Origin of the sequence: Peribacillus sp. NJ11 (genome assembly GCF_030348405.1) — a bacterium.
Taxonomy (GTDB): Bacteria; Bacillota; Bacilli; order Bacillales; family DSM-1321; genus Peribacillus.
The window spans coordinates 5,369,936-5,386,659 of record NZ_JAUCFO010000001.1 but is presented as its reverse complement, the minus strand read 5'-3'; the positions used below and the strand labels follow the sequence as shown (position 1 = coordinate 5,386,659).

General features: G+C 40.5%; 14 protein-coding genes. 7 read left to right on the top strand and 7 right to left on the bottom strand.

Annotated elements, in window-relative coordinates:
• Positions 1–324 precede the first annotated feature (324 nt).
• Positions 325–462, bottom strand: coding sequence for a hypothetical protein (locus tag QUF86_RS29005; RefSeq protein ID WP_483313940.1), 138 nt, complete (start codon positions 460–462; stop codon positions 325–327).
• A gap of 724 nt (positions 463–1,186) precedes the next feature.
• Here QUF86_RS29005 and QUF86_RS26310 point away from each other — a divergent pair.
• Entirely contained in the window at positions 1,187–1,996 is an 810-nt protein-coding gene (locus tag QUF86_RS26310; protein WP_289317516.1) for a YitT family protein, read from the top strand.
• A gap of 72 nt (positions 1,997–2,068) precedes the next feature.
• Here QUF86_RS26310 and QUF86_RS26305 read toward each other — a convergent pair whose 3' ends face one another.
• Positions 2,069–2,305 carry an IDEAL domain-containing protein gene (locus tag QUF86_RS26305; RefSeq protein ID WP_289317515.1) on the bottom strand — a complete coding sequence of 79 codons (237 nt, stop codon included), beginning with the start codon at positions 2,303–2,305 and terminating at the stop codon, positions 2,069–2,071.
• 326 nt (positions 2,306–2,631) lie between these two features.
• On the opposite strand from QUF86_RS26305, the gene QUF86_RS26300 reads away from it, so the two are divergent.
• Complete coding sequence (locus tag QUF86_RS26300) at positions 2,632–3,195, top strand: competence protein ComK (RefSeq protein WP_289324074.1); 564 nt, start codon at positions 2,632–2,634, stop codon at positions 3,193–3,195.
• A gap of 1,408 nt (positions 3,196–4,603) precedes the next feature.
• Here the strand turns inward: QUF86_RS26300 and QUF86_RS26295 are convergent.
• Positions 4,604–4,978, bottom strand: a complete 375-nt coding sequence (locus QUF86_RS26295) for a YhjD family protein (RefSeq protein WP_289317511.1) — start codon at positions 4,976–4,978, stop codon at positions 4,604–4,606.
• A 291-nt stretch (positions 4,979–5,269) separates the two neighbouring features.
• Between QUF86_RS26295 and QUF86_RS26290 the strand changes: the two genes are divergently transcribed.
• The 5 genes from QUF86_RS26290 (at position 5,270) to trpB (ending at position 15,188) form a co-directional block, all read left to right on the top strand.
• Positions 5,270–5,884, top strand: a complete 615-nt coding sequence (locus tag QUF86_RS26290; protein ID WP_289317510.1) for a TVP38/TMEM64 family protein — start codon at positions 5,270–5,272, stop codon at positions 5,882–5,884.
• A 33-nt stretch (positions 5,885–5,917) separates the two neighbouring features.
• Positions 5,918–6,481 (top strand): signal peptidase I, encoded by a 564-nt coding sequence (gene lepB / locus QUF86_RS26285; RefSeq protein ID WP_289317509.1) that lies wholly within the window; start codon positions 5,918–5,920, stop codon positions 6,479–6,481.
• Positions 6,482–6,669: 188 nt separating this feature from the next.
• Positions 6,670–10,167 (top strand): helicase-exonuclease AddAB subunit AddB, encoded by a 3,498-nt coding sequence (addB, locus tag QUF86_RS26280; protein ID WP_289336118.1) that lies wholly within the window; start codon positions 6,670–6,672, stop codon positions 10,165–10,167.
• A complete protein-coding gene (gene addA, locus QUF86_RS26275; protein WP_289336117.1) occupies positions 10,160–13,891 on the top strand; it encodes a helicase-exonuclease AddAB subunit AddA in 3,732 nt (1,243 codons plus the stop codon). The genes addB and addA overlap by 8 nt, the downstream gene beginning before the upstream one ends.
• A 133-nt stretch (positions 13,892–14,024) precedes the next feature.
• Positions 14,025–15,188 (top strand): tryptophan synthase subunit beta, encoded by a 1,164-nt coding sequence (trpB, locus tag QUF86_RS26270; RefSeq protein ID WP_289336116.1) that lies wholly within the window; start codon positions 14,025–14,027, stop codon positions 15,186–15,188.
• 45 nt (positions 15,189–15,233) lie between these two features.
• Here trpB and QUF86_RS26265 read toward each other — a convergent pair whose 3' ends face one another.
• From QUF86_RS26265 to gerPC, 4 genes are read right to left on the bottom strand one after another with little or no spacing between them, the layout of a single operon-like run.
• On the bottom strand, positions 15,234–15,452 hold the full coding sequence (locus QUF86_RS26265) for a spore germination protein (protein ID WP_289317505.1): 219 nt from the start codon (positions 15,450–15,452) through the stop codon (positions 15,234–15,236).
• A gap of 21 nt (positions 15,453–15,473) precedes the next feature.
• Positions 15,474–15,881, bottom strand: coding sequence for a spore germination protein GerPE (locus QUF86_RS26260; RefSeq protein WP_289336115.1), 408 nt, complete (start codon positions 15,879–15,881; stop codon positions 15,474–15,476).
• A gap of 5 nt (positions 15,882–15,886) precedes the next feature.
• Positions 15,887–16,066, bottom strand: coding sequence for a spore gernimation protein GerPD (locus QUF86_RS26255; protein ID WP_283901527.1), 180 nt, complete (start codon positions 16,064–16,066; stop codon positions 15,887–15,889).
• Entirely contained in the window at positions 16,056–16,667 is a 612-nt protein-coding gene (gene gerPC / locus QUF86_RS26250) for a spore germination protein GerPC (protein ID WP_289336114.1), read from the bottom strand. The genes QUF86_RS26255 and gerPC overlap by 11 nt, the downstream gene beginning before the upstream one ends.
• Positions 16,668–16,724 lie beyond the last annotated feature (57 nt).

The following is a 16,724-nucleotide window of genomic DNA, read 5'->3' as shown; positions in this document are numbered from 1 at the left end:
CTTTGAATTAAAAGTTACTCATTTCTTTAATAAATATCAACAATATTCATTAACATAGCCTAAAAAGAAAAAGTAAAAAAAGCCTACTTCCTTGAATTGCAAGGATCGTAGGCTTTTTTATTATTTAAAATCACTTTTCACAACGTCCTTCCCCTTCATGAATTCATCATTATATGAATAATAATCTTTTACCTCATCTATAATCCATTGTTTGGATGTTTCATTTTAAGTTAAAACTAACCAATATTCCTCAAACGTTTCTTCTATTGGTTCACTGTCATTAAATCCGTTGTATCTTTTTAGTTTATTGTTCATTTTCTTTAGTTAATTTATATTCCCAAGATCGATTCGAGTCCCTAACGCTGTCCCTTTCCAGTAACTTTCATTTGTTTTTGCAAACTGAATGTTTTCCGCATAGTCCTTAACGATATTATCAGCAGCTGTATTGATAATGGAAGTCAAGCCGGTTGAGAAAATAACTGGAACAAGTACAAAACAAAGAGCCCAACTTTATGAAGCTATTGAATTTGCACGAGAAGGAGATAATGATTCTTGATGAAGTACTCAAATGATTGAATCGTTCGGGAGTTCAAAATCAGTTCCAAAGCTTTCACATATTATTCTTATATATATGATTTAAAGCTAGTCTGCAGGAAAAGTTGATAAAGAAACAACTTACCATTGGCATTGATAAGACGTGTCCGGCCATTACGGTATCCGTACCGGTGGATGAGAGTATTGAAGATTCTGGGGATTTGACGCCTTAGTTTGCACTGCAGCAAATAGGTTTCAGCTTCATTTAAAATATGTTTCCCGTTTTGTGACTTCACTTCATTCATAAAGCTGTTCTATAGAGAGCTGTGATTGAAGTGAACCCAAAAAGTTAGACACTTTATTTAATTAGGGATTTTTTCTCTTTTTCCAATGTTCCGAAAAAAAAAGGAGCGAATCTTTAATAAAAAAAGCCTGTATCGATGATTACTTGGTAATTATTGATACAGGCTTTAATATTCAGCATTTATCAATACTTATATATATTTAAACAAATAAGCTGGCTTTTTCCTTTACTTATATCGGGAAAGTGTAAGTTTTTTAAGTTGTTTTCAGAAAAAACTATTATTTTTAAAATTCTTAGGTTCTCTACTATAATAAATTAAATTCCCAGTTCGTTTTAAGGAGATCAGATATGTATAATGTACTTTTTATCACTATAGGCTCAGTGCTTGTTGCAGTAGCCTACAACTTATTTTTGATACCTCATTTAATTTTAAGCAGCGGACTTAGTGGACTTGCGATTATGTTCGGAATCATTACCCCAGTCAACACAGGGATATTGAATTTTCTCTTGAATTTGCCATTGCTGATTCTAGGATACTTGAAGTTAGGAAGACGCTTTATCACCTATACGATATTATCAGTTGTCGTGATATCCGTCAGTTTATATCTCATTCCAGTTCATGGAATATCCACTGAACCGATTTTGTCTTCTTTATTTGGCGGAATCATATCGGGATTCGGTATAGGCATCATTTTTCGTGCTTCAGGGTCTTCAGGCGGTTTCGATATCATTGCCATGCTGTTGGCTAAGAAGAGCGATTTCCCACTTGGTACATTGCTTTCAGTGATGAATGGAGTTGTGGTGGTTATCTCAGGCTTCATCTTTGGTTGGGATGCCGCATTATATACGCTGATTTCCATATATGCAGCTGGAAAGGTGATTGATACAATTCATTCCAATCACATTAAATTAACATTAATGATCGTTACGAAAAAGAGTGACGAAATGAAAACGAAGCTCCTGACCAACCTATATCGAGGAATTACAGTCATGGATGGTGAAGGTGCATACTCTGGAGAAAAGAGTAAAGTGATGATGACAGTCATTACCCGTTATCAATTAACCGATGTAAAAGCGATGATAAAAGAAGTGGATCCGAATGCTTTTGTCAATATAACAGAAACAGCCGAAGTCATGGGGATGTTTCATAAAGAGTGATGATAAATAGAAAAGCCTCCCAACATTAGGGGAGGCTTTTTTGATTATCAGGCTGTTATTTAGTCATGCATTTTAGCTTCCAAACTGTTTTAGCAAAACGTTCATTTCAGAACTTAATTTTAAGAATAAAGGTTCATTTTTCATATCCAAGGCTTCATCAATCTGTTTCGCAAGGATATTCTTTTTGGTATTAAGGACGGATTCCAGAATAATCATATCAATTAACATTTCCTGAACCACAGCATCGTTTTTCATTTCGCTCATTGATAAGGACTTCACTGACTCTGAATAAGATTTTTCATTTTTCAAAGTTACCACCCCTGACCCTTTTTATTAGTATATGGATTTGAATGGATAAAATCAACTGAAAATTTAAAAAATTTGAATCTTGATAGAAAATGTGTCGTTTAGATGACGAAATGACCACTATTTATAAGAATTTTTAACTTTGTGTGAACTTGCTTTTTATCTTTACAGGTTGTGCTATTATAGTGAGTAATTTAACATATATTTCCCATCTGACTTCACCTATTTATTGACAATGGGGAATGGAAGGGTACAAACAGCAATTAAGAGTATAAGCTTTGTTAAAGTGAAAAAAGTGTTTAATGCAATGAGGAAGAGGTGGATTAATAATGAAGGAAAACAGTCAGGGAATCATCGAGGAGTATGAAATCACGCCATATACACTAATGGTTTCGCCAATCAATTATGGCAGTAAAATATATGCCCGTATCGTTGAAATGGAGGACGAATTCGTCTCGCCCTTTAAACCTTTGGAAATAGTAAAGAAAAGCTGTGAGTTCTTCGGATCAAGTTATGAAGGACGCAAGCAAGGCACGAAACAGCTCATAAACATCACACATAAAGCACCGATCGCGATTGATCCGACGAGTTCGATCTTCTTCTTTCCAACTACATCTCCGTTGCGTCCCCAATGCATCTGGATATCACATGAGCATGTAGTATCCTATGATCGCCAGGATTCCAAACATACAACCATCACATTCAGGAATAAACAAACCGTCGATATAGAAGTATCATGCAGTTCTTTCGAAAACCAGCTGCACCGGACATCCTTTTTAAAAACGAAACTCATCCAGAGGATTGAGGAAACAAAGAGGAAATCTTTCTATCTGTTCACCGAAGCAAATGGAGTCAAGGCTTCAGAGGTAATGTCAAAGTATATACCACGTTAGAAAGGGATTCAGGCTGGGATAATCATAAAAGCATGATTGGAATGAAAGTAAAGGATGCAAGCGTACGGAATTCACTCGAAAATAATGGAAGCCCTTCTTATTAAAGAAGGGTTCCATAATTAATCTTCAAATAATTCATCCATTAGATCGTCAATTTCTTTTTTTGATTTTTCAGTGCCTTCTTTGGAAATGGAGATATTATCACCAAAATACCAGTTAAAATGTCCTGGGTATCTATGATGATTGTTTAAAGATTCCCTGATTTTTTGAATATATATTATGTTCAAAATTTCACAGTGAATAATAGTATTACATAAAAGAAATCTATTAAATTCCGGATGAGTTCCTCAAAATCGCCAATCAGATAGGGTATGAAAACTTAGGGCTCACCAACAGCAATATGTTTTGCAGCTAGAAACCTCCAAGCAAACGGCAGATATTGCAAAGGGAATAGGCGTAGGACTTTATGATGTAGGTGAAGAATATGTGAAGGGAGTTTGGAATTTTGTCACAAATCCTGGGGAATCGATTGAAATTGTGGCTAATTCTATTATTCACCCTATAAAACCCTATATATTGTAAAGTCCATCTCGGATTCTTATAACTGAATATGTCTTACATTGTCGAATTGATTATATAAAAAAGTAAAACCATGCAGAGGTTAAACATTGCATGGTTTTTTATAAGAAAAAAGAGTTGGAGAAACTTTTAACGATCAAATAAAGGGGGTATAAGTTTGTTAGTGATTCACTTCATAATATATTGGACATCCACGATGTTTCAAATGTTTTGTTCAATATTTCACAAACTATTCACAAGGGTTCTTATCTTTCTGGAAGTTCTTTTTTATATCAAGAGATGGTTAGTAGTAGATGGCTAGACTGGTATAGGGGCAGTATATAGACATGACTAAAAAAAAAGAGTTCTGGTTGACGTTTTTCATTTATGAATTATTCCAATCGAATACGGATTTATATCCATAATAATCTTTCCGCTTTTTTGTTGGTTAATTTATAAGTAGGCGATTTATTTTTATAAGCTGTCAGAGACACTTTAATTAAAGTAATTTGGTTTTCAAAGACTTTACTCAGACAATGCCGTCAACAATCTTTTGCAAAAATGCTGTGCTGACTCTAAAATGATAGTGTTGGGGAATAGTTGTGTTTGTACAGAATTAAAGTGGTGATTAAAATGACGATTAATTATGAGCATGCCAGCCCAACCTATTATTCGTTAAGGACTGTGGAAAAATTGTACTCACTTATCTTTAAGAAGCAGGAAAGATCAGATGCGTTTTAATGGTCATATCTTCCTTCCCCCCAGGCATCTGTATCCTTCCGGAAAGACTCCAATCACCCATCATTCACAGGCAAACAATATGGAGGATGTCTGCAATAGGGATAATCCGCTAAATTTCCCTTGAGCGGAGACTTTTTTCGAAAAAGTAATAACATAACAAGTCTTCGGTTTTGTTGCGAAGGCGGGGATTGAAGTAATTATGATGTTCCTCGTATCCTTTATATAAAAAACAATACATCGTGAAGGATTCATCGCGTTTGATTTCACTTACTTTAATATTCTCCTTGCGCAAATAGCGCCGTACCTCGGCAAGATCGTCCTGGACCACCGTTAAAATATGTTCGACTAGTTCCGAATAGGGCCTTTTTAATTTAAACGGACTAATTTCGATGACCTTGAGATCCCGGTTCAAGACTGTAATAACCATAGGGAGGTAGATGGCTTTTTCAATCATATTTCGGTCATCTTCTGGAATGCGGGTCATCATGACCGCTCCTTTCTAAAGTAGAACGTTTACAATATTAATATGTATACTTAGTAAAAGCGAGAACGTTTGTTCTTGTTTTTTATCCTAATGCATTTTCAGTGCATATGCAAGCAATTTTGATAAATGATGAAATTTTTGTTAACAAGATTATGTTTTCCTGAGATAGGGAAAGTATGAAGATATATGGATAATAATTCTTGCAATTTCAGGGGAAAGTGATATATCTAAAATAAACGGTTTTTAATAAGTTTATGCTACTTTTATAGTAGCATGTCGAGGGAGATAATTATGGATTTGGATACTATACGTGAGTGGTTTACACTTGATCATATTTCGGCGCTTATTCAGCAATATCGCTCATTCGGTCCAATTCCTGGGATCTTACTGCCGATGCTGGAAGCCTTTTTGCCCTTTTTGCCCTTAGTGGTGTTCGTGCTTGCTAATGCAACGGCTTTTGGTCTCTGGTGGGGGTTTTTATTTTCTTGGATTGGTGCTGTAGCTGGTTCTTTTTTTATCTTTTTAGTTATTAGAAGATATGGTCAAATGAGGTTTTTTCGATTTTTGCAAAAACATAAGCAGGTGCAGAGGTTGATGGTTTGGGTGGAAAGCCATGGATTCGGTCCCATGTTCATACTGCTCTGCTTCCCTTTTACTCCATCGGCTATCGTGAATATCGTGGCAGGACTTTCAAAAGTCAGTCCTTTGCAATATGGACTTGCAGTCGTAGGAGGGAAAGCGGTGATGATTTTTACGATCAGCTTCGTAGGTTACGATTTAGTGTCCTTAATACATAAGCCTGTGCGTACGATCATTATCGGGATTGTCATCTTTATCCTGTGGTATGTAGGAAAAAGACTGGAAGTCCGGTTAAATAAAAGCATGAAGAGAGAAGAAGGACAATAAATTAGTATATAAATGTAGTAGGGGTTGAACTAGATGGAAAAAACAAACAAGAATACTTTATCCGATTGGATAAAAGCAGCCATGATAGCTTTTGTTATTTACATCTTAATCCGTACTTTTTTCTTTTCAAGTTATGATGTTGAAGGAAAATCGATGCAGCCGACCCTTGAAGATGGCAATAAACTTGTCGTGAATAAAATCAATTACCAGATTCATGATATCAACCGATTTGACATTATTGTTTTTCATGCGAATTCACAAGAAGATTATGTTAAGCGAGTTATAGGGATTGCAGGTGACCGCATTCGTTATAAAGATGATTGGCTTTACGTAAATGGTGAGAAAGTGGATGAGCCTTATCTTGAGAAATATAAGGAAGGTTTTCCGGGACAGGATTTTACGGGTGATTTTACCTTAAAAGAATTGACGGACATGACCACAGTCCCGGAGGGCAAGCTTTTTGTCATGGGTGATAATCGTCTTGAAAGTGCGGACAGCCGTCACTTTGGTTATATACCTGTTGAAAATGTTATCGGTAAAGTCGATGTTCGATATTGGCCGCTCAAAGAATTCAATTATAGATTTACAGGTGAATGATTCGAAGCCCGAAAATTATGAGGGCTTTTTCTTTTGGGGAAAACGCGAACGTACGATTGGTGTTTTTTAAAGGGAAACGGTAAAATAATAGAAAGTGTGTCTAATTGGAAACAGAAACCTAGTCATAAAAAAGAAAGTATTTCTGGTATGATAGATCTAGATATTATGTTGTATAAGGGGGAAAAGAGATGTCACTCCGTTTTTTACTGGGAAGATCGGGTGCAGGGAAAACTTCGCATATATTGGACGAAATTCGCTCCAAATTGGCAGAAGATCCCGAAGGCAATCCAATTATCTACCTCGTTCCTGATCAGATGACGTTTCTATCTGAATATAAATTAATTAAAACACCAGGCCTTGCCGGAATGATCCGGACACAGGTTTTCAGTTTTAGCAGGCTGGCTTGGCGCGTTCTTCAGGAAACTGGGGGAATGAGCCGGCTACATTTGGACAGCGTTGGCGTTAATATGTTGATACGGAAGATCATGGATGATAAAAAGGAAGATTTAAAGATGTTTCGCCGCTCTGCTGATAAGCAGGGGTTCATTGCACAGATGGAACTAATGCTGGCTGAGTTCAAGCAGTATTGCATCCAACCTGATGACATTCAAAATTATTTGGCCGAAACATCACCGTCCGGCAGCGGCATTCAGGATAAACTGCATGATCTTGAATTGGTCTATCAGGCTTTTGAGGATGAAATGGTTGATAAATATTTAGATTCCGAAGACTATTTCACTTTGCTTATCGAGAAAATGTCAGAGTCTTCATATATAAGGAAAGCGGATATATATATCGATGGTTTTTATAGCTTGACGCCACAGGAATTATTGATTGTGGAAGAAATGATGAAGCTGTGCAGGAGTGTAACGATCTCGCTGACGTTAGATCAGCCCTACAGGCAATATGCTCCTGATGATTTGCAATTGTTCAGGCAAACGGGGAATCTGTATCATCACCTTTATCAGGCTGGATTGAGGAACGGTATACCAATTACAGAAGATCGAATCTTAAAAGGGACTGAGAGGTTCGGAAAGAGTCCGGGGCTGAATCATCTGGAAACTTATTTTGCCATTCGTCCTGCACGGACGTTTGAGCATTCACCTGATGTAACGATTGCCCAGGCAGTTAACCGCAGGGCTGAGATTGAAGGAGTTGCCCGGGACATCTTGTCGCTGGTCAGACAAAAACAGCACCGTTTCCGTGATATTGCGATTTTAGTCCGTAATGGAGAAGCATACGCAGATATTTTACAAACCGTGTTTAGGGATTATCAAATTCCATTGTTCGTCGATTCCAAACGGACCATGCTGAATCATCCCCTGATTGAACTGATTCGTTCCACCTTGGAGATCATCAATGGCTATTGGCGTTATGAGCCGGTATTTCGTGCAATCAAGACGGAGCTTCTATTTCCTCTGCAAAAAAATCACGATAGGATGCGCGAACAGGTAGATAAGCTGGAAAACTATGTGCTCGCCCGTGGAATTAAAGGAAGCAGGTGGACGTCCAAAGATCGTTGGACCTACCGGCGCTTCCGCGGACTTGAACTCGAGGACCGGAACCAAACGGATAAGGAAATGAAGCTTGAGCAAGAGTTGAATGAGATGAAGCAATTATTTACCGAGCCCATCTTGAAGCTCTCAAAACGGGTTAAGAAGGCTGCTAATGGCAGGGAATTGTGTGAAGCCCTTTATCTATATCTTGAAGAATTGCATGTACCGGAAAAATTGGAAAAGCTGAAACTAGAGGCAGAAGAATCAGGTGATTTGGTATCGGCTAGAGAGCATGAGCAAACGTGGAACGCGGTTGTCGACCTATTGGACCAATTCGTTGAACTGCTGAGCGGGGAAGAGCTGTCCATGAAACAGTTTGCGTCAATCATTGAAGCTGGCCTGGAATCTCTTGAATTTTCTTTGGTACCGCCTGCAATTGACCAAGTCCTAGTCGCTAATCTGGATTTATCCCGCCTCGATGATGTGAAGACAGCTTTTGTTATCGGTTTGAATGAAGGGGTTTTGCCAGGAAAAGCTTTATCTGACGGGATATTTTCAGATAGTGATCGTGAGATGCTGCTGGCTGGTGGGCTTGATGTTGCTCCAAGTTCAAAAGTGCGCCTCCTTGATGAGGAGTTTACAGCGTATAAAGCTTTTACTACACCTGCTGAGGCCCTTTATCTATCATATCCGCTTGCCGACGAGGAAGGAAAGGCACTTTTACCCTCATCCTATTTGAAACGGGTAAGGGACGTATTGCCTAACGTTTCAGATGTATATTATATGAACGATCCATCCGATCTTTCTGCCGAGGAACAGGTGAAATATGCGGCGAATTATGATGTGGCACTATCGTATCTGGCTGCCCAATTGCAGCTGAAAAAAAGGAACTATCCAATCCATTCACTTTGGTGGGATGTATATAATGCCATTATGGAGGATGAAATGGTCGGTCCGTCGGCAACCAAGGTTTTATCGAGCCTGTTTTATCAAAATAGAACGAAGAAATTATCTGAGGAAACTAGTAAGCAATTATATGGTGAGAGCATTCTTACGAGTGTATCCCGGATGGAAATGTTCAATAGCTGCCCGTTTTCCCATTATGCCGCCCATGGCTTGAAATTGAGGGAAAGGCAAATTTTCCGTTTGGATGCACCGGATATTGGCGAGATGTTCCATGGAGCGTTGAAAATGATTTCCGATTACTTAAAGGAACATGATATTCCTTGGTCTACATTGACAAAGGAACAATGCTTGGAGTTAGCTAGAATTGCTGTGGAGAGACTTGCTCCCAAACTTCAAAATCAGATTTTGTTAAGTACGAACCGCCATCACTATTTACGCAGGAAACTGGAACACGTGATTGGACGGGCCTCAATCGTATTAAGTGAACATGCAAAGGTGAGCGGTTTTGCTCCAATTGGATTAGAACTCGGATTCGGGAAAAATGGAGAGCTGCCGCCACTTTCATTCACATTGAAAAACGGTACGAAGATGGAATTGATCGGGAGAATCGACCGTGTGGATAAAGCGGAAGAAGGTGAGGGTGTCTATTTGCGTGTGCTCGATTATAAGTCGAGTGAAAAGGAACTGAACATGAGTGAAGTATATTATGGACTCGCGCTGCAAATGTTGACATACCTTGATATCGTCGTCACCCATTCCAAATCGCTTATAGGCAAGGAAGCCATTCCAGCCGGCGTTTTGTATTTTCATGTGCATAATCCAGTTGTCAAATCAAAGGGAATGCTCAGTTTGGATAAAATTGAAGAAGAAATTTATAAAAGTTTTAAAATGAATGGACTTGTACTAGATCATTCAAATGTCATTCAAATGATGGATAATTCGCTCGATATTGAAAATTCGGGTAAGTCGGATATCATTCCAGCTGGATTTAAAAAGGATGGATCACTCCTGGCGGCTTCCAAAGTTGCCAGCAGGGAAGAGTTTTCGCTTCTGAATCATCATGTGCGCCGCGTTTACCAGGAGGCTGGCGATCGAATGGTCGATGGTGATGTGGATATAACGCCATATAAATTAAAGGAAAAAACCCCGTGTACATTCTGTTCCTTTAAATCCGTATGCCAATTCGACCAGTCACTGGAGGAGAATCAATTTAGGAATTTAGCACAGAAGAAACAAAATGATGTTCTTGAGCTATTAAGGGGGGAGGAGGAGAGCGATGAGTAAAACGAAAATTCCTGCTCTACCAGGAGACGTGACCTGGACGGAAGATCAATGGAAGGCGATATGGGCTAAAGATCAGGATATTCTGGTTGCGGCCGCTGCAGGTTCAGGGAAAACGGCGGTACTGGTCAATCGGATCATTCAAAAAGTCATTTCGGAAGAAGATCCAATCGATGTTGATGAACTTCTTGTCGTTACTTTCACCAATGCTTCGGCTGCCGAGATGCGCCATAGGGTAAGTGAGGCATTAGAAAGAGCGATCAATGATAATCCGCATTCACAGCATTTGCGCAAGCAGTTGAGCTTGATAAATCGCGCTTCAATTTCCACACTTCATTCCTTTTGTTTAGAGGTGATCAGGAAGTATTATTATCTGACGGAAATCGATCCGGGCTTCCGGATTGCAGATTCTACAGAGGTCCAGTTACTCCGTGATGAAGTGATGGAAGAACTTTTCGAGGAGCAGTATGGACAAAGTGATAATGATGAGTTCTTTAATTTGGTTGATGCTTTCACAAGCGATCGAAACGATGATGCACTTCAGAATATAGTTCGATCACTGTATGATTTTTCGCAATCGAATCCTGATCCGGACCGATGGCTCCAGGATGCAGCCAGCATGTATGAGTTGGCTGATGATGATGGGATTGATGATCTTTCGTTTATCGATTCATTGAAATTCGATATTGGTTTACAATTGGACACTGCCAGGGATCTATTGGAACGGTCGCTTGCGTTGACAAAAGTCCCTGGGGGGCCTGCACCAAGGGCTGAGAACTATTTAGCCGACCTTGCCCTGGTTGCTAAACTTTCCGAAGTGAAAGACCAATCCTGGAATGCACTTTATGAAGAAATCCAAAACGTGAAATTTGGAACGGCAAAACGCCTTACTGGTGCCGATTTTATCAAAGAAGTAGCGGATGAGGCTACCAAGTATCGTGATAAGGCGAAAAAAATCATCAAATCGTTACAGGAAGAGTTATTTTCCCGTCAACCGGAAAGCTACCTGCGTGATATAAGGGAACTCAAGGGTTATGTCGATACACTTGTAACGCTTGTTAAACGGTTTAACGAAAGATTCTTCGCTGCAAAAGCAGAAAAGAATTTAGTGGATTTCGCTGATTTGGAACATTATTGTCTTCGGATTTTGACAGGGGAAACTGTGGATGGTGAACGAAAACCTTCAGCGGCTGCCGTCGAATACAGGAACCAGTTCAAAGAAGTACTCGTAGATGAGTATCAGGATACGAACCTTGTTCAGGAATCCATTTTAAAACTGGTGACAGCTGACGGCGAATATAATGGGAATCTTTTTATGGTAGGCGATGTCAAGCAGTCCATTTACCGGTTCAGGCTTGCGGAACCGAATCTTTTCCTTGGAAAGTACACACGTTTCACCCATGATGGTGTTGAATCCGGACTGAAAATTGATTTAAACCGTAATTTCCGGAGCCGAAAGGAAGTTCTCGATGGTACGAACTTCTTGTTTCAACAATTGATGGGCATTACAGTCGGTGAGATTGATTATGATGAAGATGCCCAATTGAAAAAAGGTGCCCCATATCCCGAAGACGATCCAAACCCAATCGAGCTCCTTTTAATTGATGGAACAGCCGATCCAGAAGCTCAATCGGAAGAAGGGGCGGATGGCGGGTTTGAGGCCGAGGAACTTGAAAAAGCACAGCTCGAAGCAAGACAAATGGCCAAGCTCATTAAGAAGGCTATAAGCGAAAAGCATCGGATATATGATACGAAAACCAAACAGTATCGATCTGCCACTTATCGGGACATGGTCATCCTTCTCCGTTCGATGCCATGGGCACCGCAAATCATGGAGGAATTTAAAAAGCAGGGGATTCCAGTCTATGCCAATTTGTCGACAGGGTATTTTGAAGCGACCGAAGTGGCCATCATGATTTCTTTATTGAAGGTGATTGATAATCCGCAACAGGATATCCCATTGGCTTCCGTTCTTCGTTCACCTATCGTCGGGTTGGATGAAGAAGAAATGTCACAGGTGCGTTTATTCCATACAGGGAGCTACTATGAAGCACTCGCTGATTTTTACAGAAAGAGTGACCCCGAAGAACATCCGGGACTTTATGAAAAAGCCTCAGCTTTTTATAAAAAACTAGTGAAGTGGAGGAAGCTTGCCAGGCAGGAGGCATTATCAGATTTGATCTGGCTTCTATATCGCGAAACGCAGTTCTATGATTTTGCAGGAGGGATGCCGGGTGGCAAACAGCGTCAGGCCAATTTAAGAGCGTTGTATGACAGGGCAAGGCAATATGAAGCAAGTTCGTTCCGCGGTCTGTTCCGTTTCTTGCGTTTCATAGAAAGGATGCAAGAACGTGGAGATGATTTAGGGGCCGCTCGGGCTTTAGGGGAACAGGAGGATGTAGTCCGCCTGATGACGATTCACTCGTCAAAGGGTCTTGAGTTCCCGATCGTGTTTATTGCCGGTCTTTCCAAGCAATTCAATATGATGGATTTACGCAAGCCGTATTTACTGGATAAGGATTATGGCTTTGCGGCAAAGTATGTGAATTCCGAATTACGGATTACATATCCATCCCTCCCTCAATTGGCTTTTAAGAAAAAAAAGCAGCTTGAATTGATTGCCGAGGAGATGCGTGTCCTCTACGTGGCGCTTACAAGAGCTAAGGAAAAGCTATATTTAATTGCCAGTATCAATGATGCAGAAAAAACGCAGCAGAACTGGGCAAGTAATGCGGCACATGGAGATTGGCTTTTAAAGGACTATGTACGGGCAGGTGCAAAAAGCTATCTTGATTGGATTGGTCCATCCCTTGTCCGACATCGGGATTCTCTTGGTGCTGCTGGCCAAGGCTTGGAAATGGAGTCGCATCCATCGAATTGGTCCATTTCCGTCATTCCAAGTGAAGAGCTTGCTGTTCTGGATGAGGAAGAGGCACTAGTTCAGGAACAAATACTTGATCATGTCCAGAAATCGGAGAAGGTCGGTATCGTTTCCGAGTTTTATGATGATATCAAAGAACAGCTCGAATGGGAGTACCCCGAGCATGAGGCGACGGTGTATCGTTCCAAGCAATCCGTTTCTGAACTTAAACGTCAATATGAACTCAAGGACGAGCAAAGCTCCACAGAGTTGTTGCGTAAATTTAAGCGACCCATCACGAAGCGGCCGACTTTCATGCAAGAAAAGTCACTTACTCCTGCTGAAAGGGGTACGATTACACATTTAGTCATGCAGCATATTGATCTATCTAAAGAGATTACCATTCAAACGATTCAGGAACTGATGGTTGACTTGATTCAGCGTGAGTTGTTGACAGAGGAACAGAAAGCAGCTGTGGATCCTGAGACGATCGTCGATTTCTTTGACACTGAAATCGGCCAAAGAATGCAGAGGGCCGAGAGCATTCGCCGTGAAGTGCCATTTACGATGTCGTTGCCTGCAAAGGAAGCTTACAGCGATTGGGCAGCTGGAGATGAAGAGATCCTTATCCAAGGTGTGATTGATTGTATCTTTGAAGATGAACAAGGTCTTGTGCTTCTGGATTATAAAACGGATACGATTACCGGCCGTTTTACTAGCGGGTATGAAGGGGCTAAAGAGATTCTTGCCGATCGATACCGTATGCAGCTACAGCTTTATACGAGGGCTGTTGAAGGGATAATGAATAAGAAAGTGACAAGCCGTTACTTGTTTTTCTTTGACGGATCGCATTTATTGGAAGTATAACAGAGAAGGAGTGTCCCATTGATGAGGGGCGCTCCTTTTTTTGATTGAATAAACAGAATAGTTTGAAATTATACAAAAGCTTACTATATACTAGGGGAGAAAAAATACCTTTTTTAAAGGAGTAGAGTAGAGTATGACGAGTGAGATCAAGAGCAAGGGATATTTTGGTGAGTTCGGTGGAAGCTTTGTACCGGGAGAACTTCAGGAAGTAATGGATATTTTAGAAACGGAATTCTTGAAATATAAGGATGACCCGGAATTCATTGAGGAGTTTCAATACTATCTGAAAGAATATGTCGGACGCGAAAATCCGTTAACCCATGCACAGAATTTAACGAAAAAGATTGGCGGGGCAAAAATATATTTGAAGCGTGAAGATCTGAATCATACAGGTGCTCACAAAATTAATAATGCGATCGGACAAATCTTGCTCGCTAAACGGATGGGTGCTAACCGCATCATCGCAGAAACTGGCGCTGGACAGCATGGTGTAGCGACTGCGACGGCATGTGCGATGTTTGGCTTGGAGTGTGTAATCTATATGGGTAAGCTGGATACGGAGAGGCAGGCATTGAATGTCTTTCGGATGGAATTGTTGGGGGCAAAAGTTGTAGCGGTCGAAAAGGGACAGGGTCGATTAAAGGATGCAGTTGATGAGGCATTGAATGATTTGGTGCAAAACTATGAAAATACTTTTTACTTGCTTGGTTCAGCAGTGGGACCACACCCCTATCCAACGATCGTTAAGCATTTTCAAGCGATCATAAGTGAAGAATCAAAACGCCAGATTCTTGAAAAGGAAGGAAAGCTCCCAACTGCCATCATTGCTTGTGCAGGAGGGGGAAGTAATGCGATTGGTGCTTTTGCACATTATATCGAAGAAGAAAATGTCCGTTTAATTGGTGTAGAACCAATTGAAGCCCCAAGTATTTCGCAAGGTGTCCCGGCAGTATTGCACGGATTTAAAAGTTTGACGTTAGTGGATGAACATGGGCAGCCAAAACCGACATTTTCCATAGCAGCCGGCTTGGATTACCCAAGTGTGGGACCCGAGCATAGTTTTTTGAAAGATAGCGGGCGGGCGGAGTATGTGACGGTAAAAGGGGAAGAAGCTCTTGAGGCCTTCCAGGTATTATCCAAAACAGAGGGGATCATTCCAGCTCTCGAAAGCTCACATGCTTTAGCTTACGCCATGAAGCTGGCAAAAGAGTTAACAAGAGATGATATACTGATCGTTAATTTATCAGGCAGGGGTGACAAGGATGTCGAGCAAGTATTTAACATGATAGAAAAATAGGTCGAATTTAAAAGCCTCCCTGGAATTGGGAGGCTTTTTCTTTGACTAATTATTCCCTGTAATGGGCTGGTCGACCCCATTGACATCAAGGACATTGCTACCGTTCAGACCATTGGCCGTGAAGACGATTGCAGCTGTGTTCCCTGAACCGGATCCGGTAACGGTTTTGGAGGAAGACTTAGGGGAAATGACGGCGCAATCACCGAATAACAGGTTTCCTTGCGCGACATTAAATATTTGAACTGGGCCGATAATAGCGGGCATATGAACCCCTCCTATAAAAGTTTAACTGTTGTTTGTCGAATCCCCGATTGGTGTCTCTTCGATTTCTTTAGGAACCTCCCGAATATGTTTCACTCTTGATTCCATACGTGCATGGCCTACGTTTCCCACACCAACCACAGATGAGGATGATATCCCGATTATATTGATATTGCCGACCCGTATGAAGGGATTCGGATTTGAAAAACTTGATATGACTGGTTCAGTCAATCTCGGAATATAAAATGGTCTCTTGAAAATTTCATAATCTTCGAAATGAATATCGACTGACTGGAAAGTTTCACTTCTCTTTTGGACCGCTAAAGCCTGGGAATTACCGTCTATATATGAAGTATCCCCGATTTGCAGAGTGGAGCTGAATGATACCGTGTCGGATAATAAAGATTTTACTTTTGATATTCTAGAAAACATGTTATTTATCCTCCTGGAGAAAGCGGCACGAGTGGCCCGATGATAAGGGATTCCGGCGGGGTATCGAATGCTGAGGATAGCTGGACCGTTTGTACATCCCCTATGAGAAATAAAGCAGAGCTTGCTACACCGGTAATTTTAATATCACCTACACAAAGCTGGTGATTGGTTACATTAAACTCCATTTGGATTTCCTCCTGTCTCGGCTTGTGAATGGGTAATGAATTGTAATAATGCAGTTTGAATATCGGATTTCACCTTTTCCCTGATCTTTTCCTTGATATTATCCCTTTGCTGCGGAGCACGTTCAGCGTACGAAAGATTATCGAAATACATATTGATCCGTTGATGAAGCTGGCGTTCGACGTCCTGCTTAATGAAGTCATGATAAGAGGGTTCCAATGATATTTTCAGCTGGTTTTCCGCATCGTGAATCATATTTTCCAAGTCTGAAAGGATATCGTTGTGAATTTCCTGGACGACGATCTCCCTGCCTGGAAATAGGTTAGGGGCAGGTTGAACAGGTTGGTTGTTGACGGCAAATTCGTCAATGTTGTTAAGATCATTGGGATTTAAACCGATATTCAATGTTCCATCTAGAGATTCGACTTTTAACTGATCGAATTTATATTCAATTTTATCAACATGGATTGGCGGTTTATTTTTCAGCTCGGCTAGTTCATCTGTCAGGCGTTTGAGTTCGTGTTCAAGTTTCATGATCCGTTTATCCTGGGCTTCAAGAAAACGCTGCATTTGTATGGAATATGAATAAAGATCCTGATTCACGATTCAACACCCCGCCTTCACAATAAGTTAATTTCATATAAGACAGTATATGAAAAA